Below are 22,599 nucleotides of genomic sequence, written 5' to 3' on the forward strand. Positions count from 1 at the left end.
AAATTCAAAAGACTATAATTGAAGTATGAAATGGAGGAAGAAGAAATGAAAAATAAAATGATTGTCGCAGTGAGTTTAGTAGCAGCAGGAGTTATGACCTATCTCATGTTTTCAGGATTGGACGAGGGTTTCTACCATTTTCCTTGGGAGCTCTTTGCTGGCTTTGGAATGATGTCTTGGCTTGTCAGAGAAGGTTTGAAATTGGTCAGAGATGTGAAAAAGGAGTTTGAGGAATGAAAAAAGCAATCATCTATTTCTTTATCAGCCTATCACTCTTGGTATGGTTAGTGGAAATGTTTACTGGTTGGTTTGACCAAACCGTGCTTCGCCAATTTATTCGTGGTGCTTGGGGTTTTGGGTTTATGATTTTCGTCGTTTTCCCTATGGGAATGAAGTGGTTGAAAGGAGAATCTCATGACTGTGATTAAAGTTGAGAAATTGAGTAAGAAAATAAAAGACAAGGAGATCTTGCGGAACATCTCCTTTGAAATCAACGATGGTGAATGTGTCGCCTTGATCGGACCTAACGGAGCAGGTAAGACGACCTTGATTGATTGCCTCTTGGGCGACAAGTTCGTGAGCTCAGGTCAGATAGCTATTCAAGGCTTTGCACCAACAGATCCTCGATTAAAGCAGCTTATTTCTATCTTACCTCAAGAAAATACGGTGGTTCAAGACTTGAAAGTGAAAGAACTCTTATCCTTCTTTCAATCAATCTATCCAAACAGTCTCTCCAATCAAGAAATTGATGACTTGCTGAGATTTTCGGACAAACAGAAAAATCAGCTAGCGGGCAAGTTGTCTGGTGGGCAAAAACGTTTGTTCTCTTTCGTGTTGGCACTAATAGGTCGTCCGAAAATTCTATTTTTGGACGAACCAACTGCTGCCATGGATACCTCGACACGTCAGCATTTTTGGGAAATTGTCAATCAGTTAAAGAAAAATGGTGTCACCATTGTCTACTCTTCTCACTATATCGAAGAGGTAGAACATACGGCTGACCGCATTTTGGTCCTCCACAAGGGTGAATTGATCCGGGATACGACACCTTATGCCATGCGTGGTGAAGAACAAGAAAAACATTTTACGGTACCACTAACTTATCAGGAAGTTATCAGCACTTTGGACCAGATTCAAGGGCTTGAAATCAAGCAAAATGCTCTTTCCTTCACAACCAAAGAAGCCAGTCAGGTATGGAAAGTCTTGCAAGAACAGGGCTGCATGATCGAAGAAATTGAAGTTCGCAATCGAACTCTCTTAGACAGTATCTTCGAAACGACTCAAGACTAAAGGAGATTGACGATGAAAAATATGACAAGTCTCATGAAAGTGGAAATCATTCTGATGAAACGGCAAGCAGTCTACTACTTGCTATCCATCGGACTTCCAAGTGTGTTTTACCTTATCTTTTCTGGTATGATGTCAGGGTCAGATATTCCAGAAATTGCTCTTCAAGCCTATCTTTTTGCCATGACGCTCTTTAGTATCATGTCAAGTGCTTTTTTCAGTATCCCAAGCACACTCGAGTCTGATAAGACAAACAACTGGCAAAAATTGATTCAACATTCTCCCGTATCTATGGTAGAATATTATGTATCAAAACTGTTCAGTACCCTACTGACTTTCTTGTTATCAATTACAGTTGTCTTTTCAGTTGGTCATTTTGTCCGTGGAGTGACTCTGCCTTGGCTTGACTGGATGGTAATTGGTGCTATTTTGCTGATCGGAAGCGTGGTCTTTATCAGCATGGGGGTCTTGGTGAGCTTGCTACCCAGTGCTCAACTGATGACGGTTGTTGGAAATATTGCCTATATTGCTTTGGCTGTTCTAGGTGGACTGTGGTTCCCCTTGGATTCCTTCCCAGAATGGCTCCAATCTATTGGAAAGCTGACTCCAACCTATCAACTGATGCAGGTCGTCTCTACTTATTTGGAACACCATGAATTTAATATTCTTTCTGCCTTGGTTGTGCTAGGCTATACAGTTTTCTTTGGTGTACTGGTAATCCAGCTGAAAAAAAGGATTGAGGTAAAATAAATCTATGTTGGAAAAATTTAAAAACATTCATTATATGTTTCATATTTCAATTGTGTTTATCATCTTTCCTATAGCGGGTGTCATCGTTGGAGATTACCCGCTTTTAACCTTGCTATGGACCCTACTATTTGTACTTGCCTTCTATTCGGTTTTAATCAGTCAGAATCGCACCGTGCAGTGGCTAGCATGGTGGTCCATGCTTGTCTACATTTTTTATACATCTGTTTGGCTAAGTTCAGGTTTCACATGGTTTATCTTTTATTTATCCAATCTCCTTATTTATGAGCTGGATGAGATTTCTTTTCACTCTTGGCGTTTTGTCAGTTTTATTGTCCTGCAACCATTTATTCTGACCGGAATCTATATGGTCAATCATGTTAGTCCCTGGCAGCTACTCTTTTTCTTGGTGACCTTTATCTTTTCCGATGCAATGACCTTTGGTCTTTATCGAATTCGATTGTCGGAGGACATAAAAGAAGAAAAGATGAAACAAAATGCCAAGCTCAATCTTTTCTTGGCTGAAAACGAACGCAGTCGTATCGGTCAGGATCTCCATGACAGCCTAGGTCATACCTTTGCCATGTTGAGTGTGAAGACGGACCTTGCCCTCCAGCTTCTTCAAATGCAGGCCTATCCTCAAGTGGAAAAAGAATTAAAAGAAATTCATCAAATCAGTAAAGAATCCATGAATGAAGTCCGAACCATTGTGGAAAATCTTAAGTCTAGAACTTTGACATCAGAACTAGAGACTGTGAAAAAGATGTTAGAAATTGCTGGAATCGAGGTGGAAATAGCTAATCAACTAGATACAGCTAGCTTAACTCAGGAATTGGAGTCAACGGCTTCCATGATTTTGCTTGAGTTAGTGACCAATGTCATCAAACATGCTAAAGCGTCTAAAGTCTACTTAAAATTAGAACGGACAGATAAAGAACTCGTTTTAACAGTGAGAGATGATGGCTGTGGCTTTGCTTCTCTAAAAGGGGATGAGCTTCATACAGTCCGCGATCGTGTCCTTCCATTTTCAGGAGAAGTAAAGGTGATCAGTCAGAAACATCCGACTGAAGTGCAGGTTCGGCTATCTTATAAGGAGAGAAACTAAGATGAAATTACTTGTTGCAGAAGATCAAAGTATGTTGCGAGATGCTATGTGCCAGTTGCTTACCTTTCAACCAGATGTAGATTCTGTCCTACAAGCCAAGGATGGCCAAGAAGCAATCCAACTTTTAGAAAAAGAGTCTGTCGATATCGCCATTCTTGACGTAGAAATGCCTGTTAAGACAGGCCTCGAAGTCTTGGAGTGGATACGAGCAGAAAAGCTAGAAACAAAGGTGGTTGTGGTGACGACCTTCAAACGCCCTGGCTATTTTGAACGTGCGGTCAAGGCTGGAGTGGATGCTTATGTCTTAAAAGAAAGAAGCATTGCAGACCTCATGCAAACCTTGCACACTGTTCTCGAAGGACGCAAGGAATATTCGCCTGAATTGATGGAAGTGGTGATGACGCACCCCAATCCGTTAACAGAGCAAGAAATAGCTGTTTTAAAGGGAATCGCTCAGGGCTTGTCTAATCAAGAAATCGCGGATCAGCTTTATCTATCAAATGGAACCGTCCGAAACTATGTTACCAATATTCTTTCGAAACTAGATGCTGGTAATCGAACAGAGGCAGCCAACATTGCAAAAGAATCTGGTTGGCTTTGATAAGAAGGGTTAAAAAATTCCGAAATGACAACTTGAATCAAAGGAAATCCATACTAGAAAGGAGGAGGCAAATTGCCTCCTTTTTAGGTTTAGAAAAGCGGTTAGAACTAGTGTCAAAGAGTTAAAAGATCAGAACAAAAACGAAAAAAATATTGACAAGGAAAGAAAAATTGTGTTATAATAATAGACGGTACTTTTTACTTTTGGTCTCTCAAAAGTGTACAGGGACGTGCTGACAAATGTTGCAAAAGTACACACAGATGGTAGCTGTCACCAAGTGTATCATCACCAAAAATAAAAAAACACAGGAGAATGTAGATGCCTACAATTAACCAATTGGTTCGCAAACCGCGTAAATCAAAAGTAGAAAAATCTAAATCACCAGCTTTGAACGTTGGTTACAACAGTCATAAAAAAGTTCAAACAAACGTTTCTTCACCACAAAAACGTGGTGTTGCAACTCGTGTGGGAACAATGACACCTAAAAAACCTAACTCTGCCCTTCGTAAATTCGCTCGTGTACGTTTGAGCAACCTTATCGAAGTTACTGCCTACATCCCAGGTATCGGACACAACTTGCAAGAGCACAGCGTGGTGCTTCTTCGTGGTGGACGTGTAAAAGACCTTCCAGGGGTACGTTACCATATCGTCCGTGGTGCACTTGATACTGCAGGTGTTAACGATCGTAAACAAGGCCGTTCTAAATACGGTACTAAACGTCCAAAAGCATAAGGAAAGGGGATAAAGAGAAATGAGTCGTAAAAATAGAGCTCCAAAACGTGACGTATTGCCAGATCCGCTTTACAATTCACAACTAGTTACTCGTCTTATCAACCGCGTTATGCTTGATGGTAAACGTGGTACAGCTGCTTCAATCGTTTACGGTGCTTTTGAGCAAATCAAAGAAGCTACTGGAAACGATGCACTTGAAGTATTTGAAACAGCTATGGAAAACATCATGCCTGTACTTGAAGTACGTGCACGTCGTGTTGGTGGTTCTAACTACCAAGTCCCAGTTGAAGTTCGTCCAGAACGTCGTACAACACTTGGACTTCGTTGGTTGGTAACAATCGCTCGCCTTCGTGGTGAACACACAATGCAAGACCGTCTTGCAAAAGAAATCTTGGATGCTGCTAACAACACTGGTGCAGCAGTTAAGAAACGTGAAGACACTCACCGTATGGCTGAAGCTAACCGTGCCTTCGCACACTTCCGTTGGTAAGATCATGATGCTAGGAACGGTAAGGATGCAAAGTGAAAATAGGAAACTGACGCAGTATTCGACGAATACAAGGAAGTTTATCTTTTTCACACAGCATCCCGTTCCGGCTCAAATCGGCTAACTAACTTTAGCCTGAGTTCAATTCAACTTGTCTACAAGTTGAAACCAACAAAAACAAGATAAACATTGAGAACGGGTAGGTCCTGCCTATCCGTTTTTATTAAAATCGTGTTATAATAGAATAGAAATTAAAATAAATAGGAGAAACAAACCTCATGGCACGCGAATTTTCACTTGAAAAAACTCGTAATATCGGTATCATGGCTCACGTCGATGCCGGTAAAACAACAACTACTGAGCGTATTCTTTACTACACTGGTAAAATCCACAAAATCGGTGAAACTCACGAAGGTGCGTCACAAATGGACTGGATGGAGCAAGAGCAAGAACGTGGTATCACTATCACATCTGCTGCGACAACAGCTCAATGGAACAACCACCGCGTAAACATCATCGACACACCAGGACACGTGGACTTCACAATCGAAGTACAACGTTCTCTTCGTGTATTGGACGGTGCGGTTACTGTTCTTGACTCACAATCAGGTGTTGAGCCTCAAACTGAAACAGTTTGGCGTCAAGCAACTGAGTACGGAGTTCCACGTATCGTATTTGCCAACAAAATGGATAAAATCGGTGCTGACTTCCTTTACTCAGTAAGCACACTTCACGACCGTCTTCAAGCAAACGCACACCCAATCCAATTGCCAATCGGTGCTGAAGATGACTTCCGAGGAATCATCGACTTGATTAAGATGAAAGCTGAAATCTATACTAATGACCTTGGTACAGATATCCTTGAAGAAGATATTCCAGCTGAATACCTTGACCAAGCTCAAGAATATCGTGAAAAATTGGTTGAAGCAGTCGCTGAAACTGATGAAGACTTGATGATGAAATACCTTGAAGGTGAAGAAATCACTAACGAAGAATTGAAAGCTGCTATCCGTAAAGCAACTATCAACGTTGAATTCTTCCCGGTATTGTGTGGTTCTGCCTTCAAGAACAAGGGTGTTCAATTGATGCTTGATGCGGTTATTGACTACCTTCCAAGCCCACTTGATATCCCAGCGATCAAAGGTATCAACCCAGATACAGACGAAGAAGAAACTCGTCCAGCATCTGACGAAGAGCCATTCGCAGCTCTTGCCTTCAAGATTGCAACAGACCCATTTGTAGGTCGTTTGACATTCTTCCGTGTATACTCAGGTGTTCTTCAATCAGGTTCTTACGTAATGAACACTTCTAAAGGCAAACGTGAACGTATCGGACGTCTTGTGCAATTGCATGCCAATAGTCGTCAAGAAATCGAAACCGTTTATGCTGGTGATATTGCAGCTGCTATTGGTTTGAAGGATACAACTACTGGTGATTCATTGACAGATGAAAAAGCTAAAATCATCCTTGAGTCAATCCACGTTCCAGAACCAGTTATCCAGTTGATGGTTGAGCCAAAATCTAAAGCTGACCAAGACAAGATGGGTATCGCCCTTCAAAAATTGGCTGAAGAAGATCCAACATTCCGCGTTGAAACAAACGTTGAAACTGGTGAAACAGTTATCTCTGGTATGGGTGAACTTCACCTTGACGTCCTTGTTGACCGTATGCGTCGTGAGTTCAAAGTTGAAGCGAACGTAGGTGCTCCTCAAGTATCTTACCGTGAAACATTCCGCGCTTCTACTCAAGCACGTGGATTCTTCAAACGTCAGTCTGGTGGTAAAGGTCAATTCGGTGATGTATGGATTGAGTTTAGTCCAAACGAAGAAGGTAAAGGATTCGAATTCGAAAACGCAATCGTCGGTGGTGTGGTTCCTCGTGAATTTATCCCAGCGGTTGAAAAAGGTTTGGTGGAATCTATGGCTAACGGTGTTCTTGCAGGTTACCCAATGGTTGACGTTAAAGCTAAGCTTTACGACGGTTCATACCACGATGTCGACTCATCTGAAACAGCCTTCAAGATCGCGGCTTCACTTGCCCTTAAAGAAGCTGCTAAATCAGCACAACCAGCTATCCTTGAGCCAATGATGCTTGTAACCATCACTGTTCCAGAAGAAAACCTTGGTGATGTTATGGGTCACGTAACTGCTCGTCGTGGACGTGTAGATGGTATGGAAGCACACGGTAACAGCCAAATCGTTCGTGCTTACGTTCCACTTGCTGAAATGTTCGGTTACGCAACTGTTCTTCGTTCAGCATCTCAAGGACGTGGTACCTTCATGATGGTATTTGACCACTACGAAGATGTACCTAAGTCAGTACAAGAAGAAATCATTAAGAAAAACAAAGGTGAAGACTAATCAGTCCTCACTCTAGAAGGAAGTCACTTAGTGGCTTCCTTTTTTTGTCTTTAACTATTCATTTTTGCTGAATATAGTATACAAATTTGGTCGCTAAGTGAGAAAAATACTAATTCTATCCAGAAAGAAAATATTCTAATTTGATAAATTAAAGTAAATAAAGCTTCCTAATTCCGTAGAAAAGTTAATAAAAATGAGGGAAAGATTCATAAATACACTTTTAGATAGAAAATTCAGAAAATTGACTCTTTTGCCTTGAAAATTTTTGAAAAAATGGTATGATAGTAACAAGCTATTTTTTTAAGAGAAGAGAAAGGGGAACAATGGAGAAAATCAGTTTAGAATCTCCTAAGACGGGGTCGGACCTAGTTTTGGAAACACTTCGGGACTTAGGGATTGATACCATTTTTGGTTATCCTGGTGGTGCGGTCTTACCTTTGTATGATGCGATATACAATTTTAAAGGTATTCGCCACATCTTGGGACGCCATGAGCAAGGTTGTTTGCACGAAGCTGAAGGATATGCCAAATCAACTGGAAAGTTGGGCGTTGCCGTCGTCACGAGTGGGCCGGGAGCAACAAATGCCATTACAGGGATTGCAGATGCCATGAGCGATAGCGTTCCCCTTTTGGTCTTTACAGGTCAGGTTGCGCGAGCTGGGATTGGGAAGGATGCCTTTCAGGAGGCGGATATCGTAGGTATTACCATGCCCATTACCAAGTACAATTACCAAGTTCGTGAGACAGCAGATATTCCTCGTATCATTACGGAAGCTGTCCATATCGCAACGACAGGTCGTCCAGGTCCAGTTGTGATTGACTTGCCCAAGGATGTATCAGCTCTAGAGACAGATTTCATCTATTCGCCGGAGGTGAATTTACCAAGTTACCAACCGACGCTTGATCCGAATGACATGCAAATCAAGAAAATCTTGAAGCAATTGTCAAAAGCCAAGAAACCTGTCTTGTTAGCAGGCGGTGGTATCAGCTATGCAGAAGCTTCTAAGGAGCTCAATGAATTTGCTGAACGTTACCAAATTCCAGTCGTGACCAGTCTTTTAGGACAAGGTACCATTGCAACGAGTCATCCACTCTTCCTCGGAATGGGAGGCATGCACGGTTCTTTCGCGGCCAACATTGCAATGACGGAAGCGGACTTTATGATTAGTATCGGTTGCCGTTTCGATGACCGCTTGACTGGGAACCCTAAGACCTTCGCGAAGAATGCTAAGGTTGCCCATATCGATGTTGACCCAGCTGAGATTGGTAAGATTATCAGTGCAGATATTCCTGTAGTGGGGGATGCTAAGAAAGCCTTGCAGATGCTACTGGCAGAACCAACTGTTCATAACAATACTGAAAAGTGGATTGAAAAAGTCACCAAGGACAAGAATCGAGTTCGTTCTTATGATAAGAAAGAACGTGTGGTTCAACCTCAGGCCGTTATTGAACGCATCGGTGAGTTGACGCATGGGGATGCCATTGTCGTAACTGACGTAGGGCAACATCAAATGTGGACAGCTCAGTATTATCCTTACCAAAATGAGCGTCAGTTAGTCACTTCAGGTGGTTTGGGTACCATGGGCTTCGGCGTTCCTGCAGCTATCGGAGCCAAGATTGCCAATCCAGAAAAAGAAGTTATCCTTTTTGTTGGTGATGGTGGCTTCCAAATGACCAACCAAGAACTAGCTATCCTAAACATCTACAAGGTGCCGATTAAGGTTGTCATGTTGAATAACCACTCACTAGGAATGGTTCGTCAGTGGCAGGAATCCTTCTATGAGGGTAGAACTTCCGAGTCAGTCTTTGATACCCTTCCTGACTTCCAGCTGATGGCACAGGCTTACGGCATCAAAAACTATAAATTTGATAATCCAGAGACGATAGAGAAGGATCTAGAAGTCATTCTGGAGGATGTGCCCATGTTTATCGAGGTGGATATTTCTCGTAAGGAACAGGTCTTACCGATGGTACCAGCTGGTAAGAGCAATCATGAGATGTTGGGGGTGAAGTTCCATGCGTAGAATGTTAACAGCTAGATTGCAAAACCGTTCAGGAGTTTTGAATCGTTTTACAGGTGTCCTTTCTCGTCGTCAAGTCAATATTGAGAGTATCTCGGTTGGTGCGACAGAGAACCCCAATGTATCTCGTATCACCATCATTATTGATGTAGCATCTCATGATGAAGTAGAGCAAATCATTAAACAGCTCAATCGTCAGATTGATGTGATTCGCATCCGAGATATCACAGATAAACCGCACTTGGAAAGAGAAGTTATCTTGGTAAAAGTATCTGCTCCTGCTGAGAAGCGTGCAGAAATCTTGGCCATTATCCAACCTTTCCGTGCAACGGTAGTAGATGTGGCTCCAAGCTCAATCACCATCCAGATGACGGGAAATGCTGAGAAGAGTGAAGCTTTATTACGAGTGATTCGACCATATGGTATTAAAAATATCGCTCGTACGGGTGCAACTGGATTTACCCGCGACTAATACTCTTTGATTTTCAATGAGTATAAAATCCAGCATAAATTTGTTTAACCAGCCTATAAGGCAATAAAAATAGAAAAGAGAGAAAAACTATGGCAGTTCAAATGGAATACGAAAAAGATGTTAAAGTAGCAGCGCTTGACGGTAAAAAAATCGCCGTAATCGGTTATGGTTCACAAGGACATGCGCATGCGCAAAACTTGCGTGATTCAGGTCGTGATGTCATCATCGGTGTGCGTCCAGGTAAATCTTTTGACAAAGCAAAAGAAGACGGATTTGACACTTACACAGTAGCAGAAGCTACTAAATTGGCTGACGTTATCATGATTTTGGCACCAGACGAAATCCAACAAGAATTGTACGAAGCAGAAATCGCTCCAAACTTGGAAGCTGGAAATGCAGTTGGATTCGCTCATGGTTTCAATATCCACTTTGAATTTATCAAAGTTCCTGCAGATGTAGATGTCTTCATGTGTGCTCCTAAAGGACCAGGACACTTGGTACGTCGTACTTACGAAGAAGGATTTGGTGTGCCAGCTCTTTACGCAGTTTACCAAGATGCTACAGGAAATGCTAAAAACATTGCTATGGACTGGTGTAAAGGTGTTGGGGCAGCTCGTGTTGGTTTGCTTGAAACAACTTACAAAGAAGAAACTGAAGAAGATTTGTTTGGTGAACAAGCCGTACTTTGCGGTGGTTTGACTGCTCTTATCGAAGCAGGTTTTGAAGTCTTGACAGAAGCAGGCTATGCCCCAGAATTGGCTTACTTTGAAGTTCTTCATGAAATGAAATTGATCGTTGACTTGATCTATGAAGGTGGATTCAAGAAAATGCGTCAATCTATTTCAAACACTGCTGAATACGGTGACTATGTGTCAGGTCCACGTGTGATTACTGAGCAAGTGAAAGAAAACATGAAAGCTGTTTTGGCAGACATCCAAAATGGAAAATTTGCAAATGACTTTGTAAATGACTACAAGGCTGGTCGTCCAAAATTAACTGCTTACCGTGAACAAGCAGCTAACCTTGAAATTGAAAAAGTTGGTGCAGAATTGCGTAAAGCAATGCCTTTCGTTGGTAAAAACGACGACGACGCATTCAAAATCTACAATTAATTCTTGTAAAGAGAGACAGAAGGCGAGTTGGGGGTACCTAACTCGTTTTTTATCTTGAACAGTATTTGAGGAGGAGACAATGCTAAGTGCAAAAGATGTGGTGAAAGCCCACAAAGTTTTGAGTGGTGTAGTAGTGGATACACCACTAGAATATGATCATTATTTATCAGAAAAATACCAAGCAAAGATTTATCTCAAAAAGGAGAATGCGCAACGAGTTCGCTCTTTTAAAATTCGTGGAGCCTATTATGCCATTTCTCAACTATCAAAAGAAGAACGTGAACGTGGTGTAGTCTGTGCCTCTGCGGGAAATCACGCTCAAGGTGTCGCCTATACTTGTAATGAGATGAAGATTCCTGCAACGATCTTTATGCCTATTACAACACCGCAACAAAAGATTGGGCAGGTTCGCTTTTTCGGTGGAGAGTTTGTGACAATCAAGTTGGTTGGCGATACCTTTGATGCTTCTGCTAAGGCAGCACAAGAATTTACATTAACAGAAAACCGCACCTTTATCGATCCTTTTGATGATGCGCATGTTCAGGCTGGTCAAGGGACGGTGGCCTATGAGATTCTTGAAGAAGCCCGTAAAGAGTCTATTGATTTTGATACAGTACTTGTACCAGTAGGTGGTGGCGGATTGATTGCCGGTGTTTCTACTTATATTAAGGAAACTAACCCGACTATTGAAGTGATTGGGGTAGAAGCTAATGGAGCCCGTTCGATGAAAGCTGCCTTTGAAGCTGGAGGACCAGTTAAGCTCAAAGAAATTGATAAGTTCGCTGATGGGATAGCCGTACAAAAGGTTGGACAATTGACCTATGAAGCGACTCGTAAGAATGTTGAAACGCTGATTGGGGTGGACGAGGGATTGATTTCTGAAACCTTGATTGATCTTTATTCCAAACAAGGTATTGTAGCAGAACCAGCCGGAGCTGCCAGCGTTGCAGCCTTGGAAGTTTTATCAGAGTATATCAAAGGCAAGACGATTTGTTGTATTATTTCTGGAGGAAATAACGATATCAACCGCATGCCAGAGATGGAAGAACGTGCCTTGATTTACGATGGAATCAAGCATTACTTTGTAGTGAATTTCCCACAACGTCCAGGAGCTCTACGAGAGTTTGTAAATGACATTTTGGGGCCAAATGATGACATCACTCGTTTTGAATATATCAAACGAGCAAGCAAGGGGACAGGTCCTGTCTTGATTGGGGTAGCCCTTGCCAATAAGCATGATTATGCTGGATTGATTCATCGAATGGAAAAGTTTGACCCATCTTATATTAATTTGAATGGGAACGAAACGTTGTATAATATGTTAGTTTAAGCTAAAATAAAATTATTATCATATTATTTGCGTAATGGTAATGATGGTGCTATAATGAGGGTGACGAAAGGGGGAGATTCCCATGTTTTTACAAATTTTACTTGTTTTATTGTTTTTAGTGGTGATTGCATCAGTGATCATGGTTAGTTCTGTGTATGTGGTTCGACAACAATCTGTCGCTATCATAGAACGTTTTGGGAAATACCAAAAGTTGAGCAATAGTGGTATTCATTTACGAGCTCCTTTTGGAATTGATAGGATTGCGGCAAGAGTTCAACTACGCTTGTTGCAAAGTGAGATTGTTGTAGAGACCAAGACGCAAGATAATGTATTTGTAACGATGAATGTGGCAACTCAGTATCGAGTAAATGAAAACAATGTCACAGATGCCTATTATAAATTGATGCGTCCAGAAGCCCAAATTAAATCCTATATTGAAGATGCTTTGCGTTCATCTGTACCAAAGCTAACCCTAGATGAGTTGTTTGAGAAGAAGGATGAAATCGCCTTAGAAGTTCAAAAACAAGTGGCGGAAGAAATGTCTACGTATGGGTATATCATTGTCAAAACGCTGATTACTAAGGTTGAACCTGATGCTGAAGTAAAACAATCAATGAATGAAATTAACGCGGCTCAACGTAAGAGAGTTGCGGCGCAAGAGCTTGCTGAAGCAGATAAGATTAAAATCGTGACCGCAGCAGAAGCTGAAGCAGAAAAAGATCGCCTACATGGTGTAGGGATTGCAGAGCAGCGTAAAGCAATTGTTGACGGACTAGCTGATTCTATCCAAGAGTTAAAGGGAGCCAATGTTGAGCTAACTGAAGAACAAATCATGTCTATCCTATTAACGAACCAGTATTTAGATACGTTGAATAATTTTGCAGATAAAGAGGGTAATAATACAATCTTCCTACCAGCGAATCCTAATGGAGTCGAGGACATAAGAACTCATATATTATCGGCTTTAAAAGCCAAATAAAAATATGCAGAATAATATAGTTGCGACGAATATATGTTTTTTTATTGACAAATGAAATAAAAACGTATACAATTAAGTATTGTAAAGAATAATTTAGGAGAAGAACATGGCTAAGTCGAACTTTGAAAAAGTAGAAGCAGTTGTTGGCTGGGTTCGTGATAAGAAAATCACAGGCTACCGTATCTCTAAAGAAACGAATGCGCGTGAAATGTCTATCATTGCTCTAGCACAAGGACGCGCAAAAGTTAAAAATATTTCATTTGAAACAGCTCTTGGTTTAATCGATTTCTATGAAAAAAATCATGAAAAATTTGAAGATTAAACTGTGGTCACAGGCAGATTCCTGAGTCGAGTCTGCCTTTTCTTTACAATTACAAATTAAAAAGACTGCATTCTTTATGCAGTCTTTGTTTATTAGCTGAGATAGCGTTGAAGAAATTCTTTTGTTCGTTCTTCTTTAGGGTTCGTGAAGAGTTCTTCTGGTTTGCCTTCTTCAGCAATGACACCCTTATCCATAAAGATGACACGGTGAGAGACATCGCGAGCGAATTCCATTTCGTGGGTTACGACGATCATGGTCAAGCCTTCTTGAGCCAAATCCTGCATAATTTTGAGGACTTCTCCAACCATTTCAGGGTCAAGAGCAGATGTTGGTTCGTCGAAGAGAATGGCATCAGGATTCATGGAGAGAGCGCGGGCGATAGCCACGCGTTGTTTCTGACCACCCGAGAGTTGTTTAGGCTTGGCTTGCCAGTAGCGTTCTCCCATACCAACTTTTTCGAGATTCTCTTTGGCAATCTTTTCAGCTTCAGAGTGGTCGCGTTTGAGTACAGTCGTTTGGGCAACGATCGTATTTTCAAGGACATTCAGATTTTCAAAGAGATTGAAAGATTGGAAAACCATACCGAGTTTTTCACGATAATGGGTGAGGTTATAGCCTTTTTCTAAGACATTTTCTCCTCGATAGAGAATCTCTCCCTCTGTAGGTGTTTCGAGTAAATTAATCGAACGAAGGAAGGTTGATTTTCCACTTCCTGAGCTTCCGATGATGGAAATAACCTCTCCTTTATGGACGGTGAGGGAAATGTCTTTTAGCACTTCGTTTTGCCCATAGGATTTTTTGAGGTGTTTGATTTCAAGGATTGGTTGTGTCATTTTTTCAAATCCTCCGTTTGCATTTGGTTAGCACCTGTAGTGTAAGTATCCATGTCCATACGACGTTCGATGAAGCGTAGGATACGGGTCACAGTAAAGGTGAGGACAAAGTAAATCACGGCGATGATGGTAAAGGTCTGGAAGTATTGATAGGTTTGTGTTGCTACAGTATTTCCTGAGAAATAAAGCTCAACAACTGAAATAACGTTCAATACAGAGGTATCTTTGATATTGATGACAAACTCATTACCAGTAGCAGGTAGAATATTACGGACAACCTGAGGTAGGACAATCTTACGCATGGTTTGATTGTGGGTCATACCAAGAGCAGTTGCGGCTTCAAACTGTCCTTTGTCAACTGCTAGAATACCACCACGAACGATCTCTGTCATGTAGGCACCCGTATTGATTGAGACGATGAAGATAGCAGCTAGTGTGCGGTCAAGGTTGATACCGAAAGCTTGGGCAGTTCCATAGTAGATAACCATAGATTGAACAATCATCGGTGTACCACGGAAGATCTCAATATAGACATTGAGAATCCAACCGACTAGTTTCTGTAGGGCGTACATTGCCTTGTTCTCAGATAGTGGAGCGGTACGGAAGACCCCGATCGCAAGTCCGATAAGGAGACCTGTGATGGTTCCGATAATGGAGATTAAGAGTGTGATACCAGCACCACGCAAGAGTTGTTGCCAGTTTTCAGAAAGGATCTTAGCAACTTGGCTAAAGAAACTACTTTCTTCCTCCGTTGTTGTAGACTCCACAGGTTGCTCTTTGATCATACGATCCATGAGGGCTACTTGTTCATCCTTAGAGATGGTTTCGATGCTCGCATTGATTTGGCTGATGCGGCTGTCATCTTTACGAAGTCCAATGGCAATAGCTGTATCTTCTTCGCCAGTTTTGAAACCTGGTTGAGGTTGGATCATTTTGAACTTAGCGTTAGCAGACTCAGCGGTCATTGCTTCAGGTCGTTCAGAAACATAGGCATCTATAACACCGGCCTCCAGAGCTTGACGCATTTGGGCGAAGTCACCCATAGCTGTTTCTTTTTTGGCACCTGGAATTTGGGAAATCAAGTCATAAAGATAAACACCTTGTTGAGACGTGATTTTTGCTCCGCTAAAGTCTTCCAAAGATTTGGCATTCGCATAGGCAGAGTCCTTTTTTACCAATAGAACCGGTTCGCTAGTATAGTAACTGCTTGAAAAAGCAATTTCTTGTTTGCGTTCAGCGGTTGGGCTCATACCGGCAATGATCATATCGATTTTGCCAGAAGTAAGGGCTGGAACAAGTCCTTCCCATTTGGTTTTCACAACCAAAGGTTCCTTGCCAAGGTCTTTAGCAATCTTTTTAGCAATTTGAACATCGTAGCCGTTGGCATATTGGTTGGTACCGTCGATTTTGACGGCGCCGTTACTATCGTCGTCTTGGGTCCAGTTGAAGGGGGCGTAAGCAGCCTCCATCCCGATGCGTAAATATTCGTCGGCTTGGACTTGGCTAACTAGTCCTAAGGTAAGGGCTAGGCTAGCAAGGATAGATAAGCATAATTTTTTCATGTTTTCTCCTATTTCTAGTCTAAAAATGACTCTCTCTATTGTATCTAAAAATAGTGAGATTTTCAATACAAGTAAGCCTTTACTTATAAAAAATGATATAATGGTAAAAAGATTGAAAGGGAACCGATTATGAAAAAAAGATGGCTGTTGGCTTTGGTATTTGCTTATTTATTATTTATACCGAGCCTGGTTTTTGCAGTAGACTTTGATATCTTATCCTATCAGGGTGATTTGAATATTCATGCAGATAATACTGCAATTTTTAAGGAAACAATTACCTACCGCTTTGGAGACGATTATAATGGTCAGTTGGTTGGACTAGGGAAAGCTGGGAAAATGCCAGAAGGATTTGACATTGATCCCGATCCGACCGTTCAGGTCTCTAAAAATGGAAGAATTGTTCAAAATGCTTCCTTCTATACTATGGAGGAAGAGGACGGCTACAAGGTAAAAATTTACAATGCTGGATATGCTGGAGATACTGTTCGGGTAACGGTTACCTGGAAACTAACAAACCTTCTCTTCTTATATAAGGATATCGCAGAGCTAAATTGGCAACCCTTGACAGATAGTAGTGGAGACATCAAAGAGATTGAGTTTAAGGTTAGCTCTGATACCCCAGCAGAGAAACTCTATTTTCATGCAGGCCAACTCCTAAGGGACTCTAGTGTTGAAAAAGTAAATAATCTCTATCATGTCAAAATGAAAGACCTTCCTAGAAAGCGACAAATCGAATTACACGCATACTGGCCTAGAAGTGCTTTTGCAGGAGCTCCAGATCAAGGATTAGAGGAAGAACGTTTAACCGATTTTAACCGTATTGAAAGCAATATAGCAACAGAAAAAGCGCAAAGTGAGATTTTGATGAAATGGGTATTTCCCGTCATTTTTATGAGTCTCTTACTTCTAGTTCCTCTCTTCTATAGGAAGTTTCGTCAGAGTACAAGCATTAAAAAGGTCTTTCCAAAAGATCATCGACTCTACGAACCACCGATGGATTTGCCTCCAATGGTTTTAGCAGAAGCAGTGTATTCAACTTCCTTAGAGGAAGTCAATCCCCTAAACAAATCAGGGTTTGGCAAATTTACTTTTGAACGTTTGATTCAGGCAACCTTGTTGGATTTAGTAGATCGAGGTCATTTATCTATTTTCCAAGGGGATGAAGAACCTTATGTGCGCATTATCAGTGAAAAGGGTTTGTCCAATTTTGAGAAGGAATGTCTGCGCATGACTTTGTCAAATAAGAAAGAATTGGCTATTTCAGAGCTCTTCCCTGATTACCAAGTTTCATCTTCCCTTTATCGTGGTGCCAAAGAATCAGATGAAAAACATATCCGAGAAACAGGCTCGCGTCTTAAACGCTCCTTTGAAGGAAGACTTCAACGCATTCAGTCTTGTGTCAAGGATAAGGTCCATGTACTTCGTATCCCAAGCTACTATCGTCCCTTGACAAGCGAGGAACGCCGCCTTGCTCTCGGGATGCGAGTTTGTTCAGCCATAACAGCTCTAGGTGGACTGCTATTCTTTTACTATAGCTGGCAAACACATGGTTTCTTTTCGATCCCATTTCTACTCTTAGGATTGACAGGATTAGGGGCTAGTTTCTGGGTTTATCTTGCCACGCGAGGAGCCTATCGCGATGGAGTTCTAACAGAGGAAGGAGCGGAGATCTTCTATCTCTGGACGAGTTTTGAAAATATGCTTCGCGACATCGCTCATCTGGATCAGGCCGAGCTAGAGAGCATCGTCCTTTGGAACCGTCTACTGGTCTATGCGACTCTCTTTGGTTATGCCAAGAAGGTGAGCAAGTTAATGAAAGTTCGCCATATTCAGCTTGAAAATCCAGATTTGAATCTTTATGTAGCCTATGGTTGGCACTCACAGTTCTACACCTCAACTGCACAAATCAAGCAATATACAGCTGTCGCGAATACAGCTAGCAATTACTCTGTATCTTCTGGAAGTGGAAGTTCAGGTGGAGGATTCTCAGGAGGCGGAGGCGGTGGTAGCATCGGCGCCTTCTAAAAAATCTATCGCAACATCTGAAATTATGCTATAATAGAGGACAGAAAAAGGAGTAATGTATGTATTTTATTGAAATTTTGAAGTCAATCTTTTTTGGGATTGTTGAAGGAATTACAGAATGGTTGCCCGTTTCAAGTACTGGCCACTTGATCTTGGTTGAAGAATTTGTACAATACAAGGACCAGAATGCAGCCTTCATATCCATGTTTAATGTTGTCATCCAGCTTGGTGCCATTTTAGCAGTTACGGTCATTTACTTTAATAAGCTCAATCCCTTCAAACCTGGTAAAACTAAGGTCGAAGTTCGTAGAACTTGGCAGTTGTGGTCAAAAGTCTTCGTTGCAACCTTGCCTTTGCTATTAGTTTTTAAACTAGATGATTGGTTTTATGACAACTTCCATAACATGGTTTCAGTTGCGATCATGTTGATTATCTATGGTGTTGCCTTTATCTATCTTGAAAAACGAAATAAGGCGCAAGCCATTGAACCAACAGTAACAGAGCTAGACAAGTTACCTTATAAAACAGCCCTTTATATTGGGCTCTTCCAAGTCCTCGCCCTCTTCCCGGGAACGAGCCGTTCAGGTGCGACGATTGTTGGTGGTTTGTTGAATGGAACGAGCCGCTCAGTCGTAACAGAGTTTACCTTCTATCTCGGGATCCCTGTCATGTTCGGAGCCAGCGCTTTAAAGATTTTCAAATTTATTAAAGCAGGTCAACTCTTGAGTTTTGGACAACTGTTCTTGCTCTTGGTTGCTATGGGTGTTGCCTTTGCAGTCAGCATGGTTGCCATTCGTTTCTTGACCAGCTATGTGAAGAAGCACGACTTTACACTCTTTGGTAAATACCGTATCGTACTCGGTAGTGTCTTGTTGCTCTATAGTTTTGTGCGTTTGTTTGTATAAGAAAAAGCTTGAAGGAAGATTCCTTCAAGCTTTTTAAAATCCTGTTACCGTAATTCCTAGTAAACGGATACCTTTTTCTTTTTCAGCTAGTTCTTCGTAGAGTTGAAGGGCAGTTTGAGAAATCTGACTAGCGTCCTGTGTTGCTTGTGGGAGGCTTTTTCGTCTAGTCAGAGTGGAGAAGTCAGCATATCGTATTTTTAGGATAATGATTTTTCCAGCTTTGTCCTGCGTGCTGAGATTGAGAGCTACTTTTTCAGAGAGGAGAGTCAGCTCTTTTTTAATGTCTTCTTCTACTTGTAGGATCTTTCCATAGGTTTTTTCCTTGCCAATGGACTTACGAATGCGGTCGGGTTTGACCGGTGAGTTATGAATGCCCCTTGCCTTTCGATAAAGGTCAAAACCGAGTCTGCCGAACCGATCGATTAAAGTGACTTCTGAGACATCTAATAAGTCTGCACCAGTATAAATGCCCATTTCATGAAGGCGTTCAACTGTTTTTTTTCCCACACCATGAAATTTAGCAATGTCCATTTGTTTGAGAAAGTCTTGGGCCTGATCTGGGAGGATAACTGTCAAACCATGTGGTTTTTGATAGTCACTAGCCATTTTAGCCAAGAATTTGTTATAAGAGACGCCTGCAGAAGCAGTCAGGTGTAGTTCCTGCCAGATATCCTCTTGGATAAGGCGGGCTATTTTGACGGCCGACTTGATACCAAGTTTATTTTCCGTCACATCTAAGTATGCCTCGTCGATACTCATAGGTTCAATCAAATCAGTGTAGCGTTTAAAAATAGCACGAATCTCAAGTCCCACAGTCTTATACTTTTCATAATTTCCAGAGATAAAGACAGCTTGGGGACAGCGCTCATAAGCTTCTTTAGAGCTCATGGCTGAATGAACACCAAAAGCTCGTGCCTCATAGCTACAGGTAGAAACGACACCACGCCCACCTGTTTGTCTGGGATCGCTTCCGATAATGACAGGTTTGCCCTTTAACTTGGGATTATCTCTGATTTCCACCGCAGCAAAAAAGGCATCCATGTCGATATGGATGATTTTTCTGGACAGATCATTTATCAATGGAAATATGAGCATCCCAATCCCTTTCTAGTGGCATTTTCTATTTATTATACCCTTTTTTCTGAAAAAGTGGAAAAAGTCTAACCTGACTTTCAAAAATATAATACAGATAAGAACGAAAAAGGGACTGTATTATAAAAGAAAGCGTCTAAAATACCGATTTTCTCTTGTTGAAATCGGTTACTGTATGGTATACTTGTCTCAAGAATGTAACAGATGACTGTTACTAGAAAAAAGAGGACATTAACATGGTTGTTAAGACAGTTGTTGAAGCACAAGATATTTTTGATAAAGCTTGGGAAGGCTTCAAAGGCGTAGATTGGAAAGAAAAAGCAAGTATTTCTCGCTTCGTTCAAGCTAACTACACACCTTATGATGGAGATGAAAGTTTCCTTGCTGGACCAACAGAACGTTCACTTCACATCAAAAAAATCGTAGAAGAAACAAAAGCACACTACGAAGAAACTCGTTTCCCAATGGACACTCGTCCAACATCTATTGCTGATATTCCAGCAGGATTTATCGATAAAGAAAACGAATTGATCTTCGGTATCCAAAACGATGAACTCTTCAAATTGAACTTCATGCCAAAAGGTGGTATCCGTATGGCTGAAACGACTTTAAAAGAAAATGGATACGAGCCAGATCCAGCTGTTCACGAAATCTTTACTAAATACGTAACAACAGTTAACGACGGTATCTTCCGTGCCTACACTTCAAACATTCGTCGTGCTCGTCACGCTCACACTGTAACTGGTCTTCCAGATGCCTACTCACGTGGACGTATCATCGGTGTTTACGCACGTCTTGCTCTTTACGGTGCAGACTACTTGATGCAAGAAAAAGTAAACGACTGGAATGCGATCAAAGAAATTGATGAAGAAACAATCCGTCTTCGTGAAGAAGTAAACCTTCAATACCAAGCATTGCAACAAGTTGTTCGCTTGGGTGACCTTTACGGAGTTGATGTCCGCAAACCAGCGATGAACACGAAAGAAGCTATCCAATGGGTTAACATCGCCTTCATGGCTGTCTGCCGTGTTATCAATGGTGCTGCTACATCTCTAGGACGTGTGCCAATCGTATTGGATATCTTTGCAGAACGTGACCTTGCTCGCGGTACATTTACTGAATCAGAAATCCAAGAGTTCGTTGATGATTTCGTTATGAAACTTCGTACAGTTAAATTTGCTCGTACAAAAGCTTATGACCAATTGTACTCAGGTGACCCAACCTTCATCACAACTTCTATGGCTGGTATGGGTAACGATGGTCGTCACCGTGTTACTAAGATGGACTACCGTTTCTTGAACACTCTTGACAACATCGGTAACTCTCCAGAGCCAAACTTGACAGTTCTTTGGACTGACAAATTGCCATACAACTTCCGTCGCTACTGTATGCACATGAGCCACAAACACTCTTCTATCCAATACGAAGGTGTAACAACAATGGCTAAAGACGGATACGGAGAAATGAGCTGTATCTCATGCTGTGTGTCACCACTTGACCCAGAAAACGAAGATCAACGCCACAATATCCAGTACTTCGGTGCTCGTGTAAACGTTCTTAAAGCCCTTCTTACTGGTTTGAACGGTGGTTACGACGATGTTCATAAAGACTACAAAGTATTTGACATCGATCCTATCCGTGACGAAGTTCTTGAATTCGAATCAGTTAAAGCCAACTTTGAAAAATCTCTTGACTGGTTGACTGACACTTACGTAGATGCTTTGAACATCATCCACTACATGACTGACAAGTACAACTACGAAGCTGTTCAAATGGCCTTCTTGCCAACTAAACAACGTGCCAACATGGGATTCGGTATCTGTGGATTTGCTAACACTGTTGATACATTGTCAGCTATCAAGTACGCTACTGTTAAACCAATCCGTGATGAAGATGGCTACATCTACGATTACGAAACAATCGGTGAATACCCACGTTGGGGTGAAGATGACCCACGTTCAAACGAATTGGCAGAATGGTTGATCGAAGCTTACACAACTCGTCTACGTAGCCACAAACTATACAAAGACGCAGAAGCTACTGTATCACTTTTGACAATCACATCTAACGTTGCTTACTCTAAACAAACTGGTAACTCACCAGTCCACAAAGGTGTATACCTCAACGAAGATGGTTCTGTGAACTTGTCTAAACTTGAATTCTTCTCACCAGGTGCGAACCCATCTAACAAAGCTAAAGGTGGATGGTTGCAAAACTTGAACTCACTTGCTAGCCTTGACTTTGGTTACGCAGCTGACGGTATCTCATTGACAACTCAAGTTTCTCCACGTGCTCTTGGTAAGACTCGTGACGAGCAAGTTGATAACTTGGTAACAATCCTTGATGGTTACTTTGAAAACGGTGGACAACACGTTAACTTGAACGTTATGGACTTGAACGATGTTTACGAAAAGATCATGTCAGGTGAAGACGTTATCGTACGTATCTCTGGATACTGTGTAAACACTAAATACCTCACTCCAGAACAAAAAACTGAATTGACACAACGTGTCTTCCACGAAGTTCTTTCAATGGATGACGCCTTGAGCTAAGATTCAATTAGAATAATAAGAAAGCCAGTCAAAATGACTGGCTTTCTTATTATAATATCAAAGATTGACCTAATT

The 22,599-nt window shown here is 41.5% G+C and carries 21 protein-coding genes; 18 read left to right on the forward strand and 3 right to left on the reverse strand.

Features of this window, described 5'->3' with window-relative positions; translation table 11 throughout:
- Nucleotides 1-30: 30 nt before the first annotated feature.
- From HMPREF8578_RS06215 to HMPREF8578_RS06285, 15 genes are all read left to right on the forward strand, one after another.
- The gene (locus HMPREF8578_RS06215; RefSeq protein WP_000390701.1) at nt 31-237 is read left to right on the forward strand and encodes a hypothetical protein; all 207 of its coding nucleotides are present in this window, start codon (nt 31-33) and stop codon (nt 235-237) included.
- Nucleotides 234-428 carry a hypothetical protein gene (locus HMPREF8578_RS06220; protein ID WP_000709170.1) on the forward strand — a complete coding sequence of 65 codons (195 nt, stop codon included), beginning with the start codon at nt 234-236 and terminating at the stop codon, nt 426-428. Before HMPREF8578_RS06215 ends, HMPREF8578_RS06220 begins: the two co-directional genes overlap by 4 nt.
- The gene (locus HMPREF8578_RS06225) at nt 415-1,290 is read left to right on the forward strand and encodes an ABC transporter ATP-binding protein (protein ID WP_000216047.1); all 876 of its coding nucleotides are present in this window, start codon (nt 415-417) and stop codon (nt 1,288-1,290) included. Before HMPREF8578_RS06220 ends, HMPREF8578_RS06225 begins: the two co-directional genes overlap by 14 nt.
- Before the next feature lie 12 nt (nt 1,291-1,302).
- The gene (locus HMPREF8578_RS06230; RefSeq protein WP_000794227.1) at nt 1,303-2,037 is read left to right on the forward strand and encodes an ABC transporter permease; all 735 of its coding nucleotides are present in this window, start codon (nt 1,303-1,305) and stop codon (nt 2,035-2,037) included.
- Nucleotides 2,038-2,041: 4 nt separating this feature from the next.
- Nucleotides 2,042-3,139 (forward strand): sensor histidine kinase, encoded by a 1,098-nt coding sequence (locus tag HMPREF8578_RS06235; RefSeq protein ID WP_000890233.1) that lies wholly within the window; start codon nt 2,042-2,044, stop codon nt 3,137-3,139.
- Nucleotide 3,140: 1 nt separating this feature from the next.
- Entirely contained in the window at nt 3,141-3,740 is a 600-nt protein-coding gene (locus tag HMPREF8578_RS06240; RefSeq protein WP_000772061.1) for a response regulator transcription factor, read from the forward strand.
- A 318-nt stretch (nt 3,741-4,058) separates the two neighbouring features.
- Complete coding sequence (gene rpsL / locus HMPREF8578_RS06245) at nt 4,059-4,472, forward strand: 30S ribosomal protein S12 (RefSeq protein ID WP_001142332.1); 414 nt, start codon at nt 4,059-4,061, stop codon at nt 4,470-4,472.
- Between the two features lie 19 nt (nt 4,473-4,491).
- Entirely contained in the window at nt 4,492-4,962 is a 471-nt protein-coding gene (gene rpsG / locus HMPREF8578_RS06250) for a 30S ribosomal protein S7 (protein ID WP_000087873.1), read from the forward strand.
- Between the two features lie 275 nt (nt 4,963-5,237).
- Entirely contained in the window at nt 5,238-7,319 is a 2,082-nt protein-coding gene (gene fusA / locus HMPREF8578_RS06255; RefSeq protein WP_000090336.1) for an elongation factor G, read from the forward strand.
- A 323-nt stretch (nt 7,320-7,642) separates the two neighbouring features.
- A complete protein-coding gene (locus HMPREF8578_RS06260) occupies nt 7,643-9,343 on the forward strand; it encodes an acetolactate synthase large subunit (RefSeq protein WP_000411744.1) in 1,701 nt (566 codons plus the stop codon).
- Complete coding sequence (gene ilvN / locus HMPREF8578_RS06265; protein WP_001253813.1) at nt 9,336-9,812, forward strand: acetolactate synthase small subunit; 477 nt, start codon at nt 9,336-9,338, stop codon at nt 9,810-9,812. Before HMPREF8578_RS06260 ends, ilvN begins: the two co-directional genes overlap by 8 nt.
- 89 nt (nt 9,813-9,901) lie before the next feature.
- Complete coding sequence (ilvC, locus tag HMPREF8578_RS06270) at nt 9,902-10,924, forward strand: ketol-acid reductoisomerase (protein ID WP_000290683.1); 1,023 nt, start codon at nt 9,902-9,904, stop codon at nt 10,922-10,924.
- A gap of 79 nt (nt 10,925-11,003) precedes the next feature.
- Nucleotides 11,004-12,254 carry a threonine ammonia-lyase IlvA gene (gene ilvA, locus HMPREF8578_RS06275; protein WP_000947301.1) on the forward strand — a complete coding sequence of 417 codons (1,251 nt, stop codon included), beginning with the start codon at nt 11,004-11,006 and terminating at the stop codon, nt 12,252-12,254.
- Nucleotides 12,255-12,336: 82 nt separating this feature from the next.
- Nucleotides 12,337-13,233, forward strand: a complete 897-nt coding sequence (locus HMPREF8578_RS06280; RefSeq protein WP_000479681.1) for an SPFH domain-containing protein — start codon at nt 12,337-12,339, stop codon at nt 13,231-13,233.
- A gap of 106 nt (nt 13,234-13,339) precedes the next feature.
- On the forward strand, nt 13,340-13,555 hold the full coding sequence (locus tag HMPREF8578_RS06285) for a capsule biosynthesis transcriptional regulator (RefSeq protein ID WP_001130031.1): 216 nt from the start codon (nt 13,340-13,342) through the stop codon (nt 13,553-13,555).
- 92 nt (nt 13,556-13,647) lie between these two features.
- On the opposite strand, the gene HMPREF8578_RS06290 is transcribed toward HMPREF8578_RS06285, so the two are convergent.
- Together HMPREF8578_RS06290 and HMPREF8578_RS06295 are read right to left on the reverse strand one after the other, a co-directional pair.
- Complete coding sequence (locus tag HMPREF8578_RS06290; protein ID WP_000193352.1) at nt 13,648-14,388, reverse strand: amino acid ABC transporter ATP-binding protein; 741 nt, start codon at nt 14,386-14,388, stop codon at nt 13,648-13,650.
- A complete protein-coding gene (locus tag HMPREF8578_RS06295) occupies nt 14,385-15,950 on the reverse strand; it encodes an ABC transporter substrate-binding protein/permease (protein WP_000732044.1) in 1,566 nt (521 codons plus the stop codon). The genes HMPREF8578_RS06290 and HMPREF8578_RS06295 overlap by 4 nt, the downstream gene beginning before the upstream one ends.
- A 129-nt stretch (nt 15,951-16,079) precedes the next feature.
- On the opposite strand from HMPREF8578_RS06295, the gene HMPREF8578_RS06300 reads away from it, so the two are divergent.
- Entirely contained in the window at nt 16,080-17,975 is a 1,896-nt protein-coding gene (locus HMPREF8578_RS06300) for a DUF2207 domain-containing protein (protein ID WP_000747704.1), read from the forward strand.
- A 59-nt stretch (nt 17,976-18,034) separates the two neighbouring features.
- Nucleotides 18,035-18,880, forward strand: coding sequence for an undecaprenyl-diphosphate phosphatase (locus tag HMPREF8578_RS06305; RefSeq protein WP_000273574.1), 846 nt, complete (start codon nt 18,035-18,037; stop codon nt 18,878-18,880).
- Nucleotides 18,881-18,913: 33 nt separating this feature from the next.
- Here the strand turns inward: HMPREF8578_RS06305 and dinB are convergent, their stop codons facing one another.
- A complete protein-coding gene (dinB, locus tag HMPREF8578_RS06310; protein WP_000904548.1) occupies nt 18,914-19,975 on the reverse strand; it encodes a DNA polymerase IV in 1,062 nt (353 codons plus the stop codon).
- 233 nt (nt 19,976-20,208) lie between these two features.
- On the opposite strand from dinB, the gene pflB reads away from it, so the two are divergent.
- Entirely contained in the window at nt 20,209-22,524 is a 2,316-nt protein-coding gene (gene pflB, locus HMPREF8578_RS06315) for a formate C-acetyltransferase (RefSeq protein WP_000260613.1), read from the forward strand.
- The last annotated feature ends 75 nt before the right edge of the window (nt 22,525-22,599 follow it).

Source organism: Streptococcus oralis ATCC 49296 (assembly GCF_000185265.1).
GTDB lineage: Bacteria > Bacillota > Bacilli > Lactobacillales > Streptococcaceae > Streptococcus > Streptococcus oralis_BC.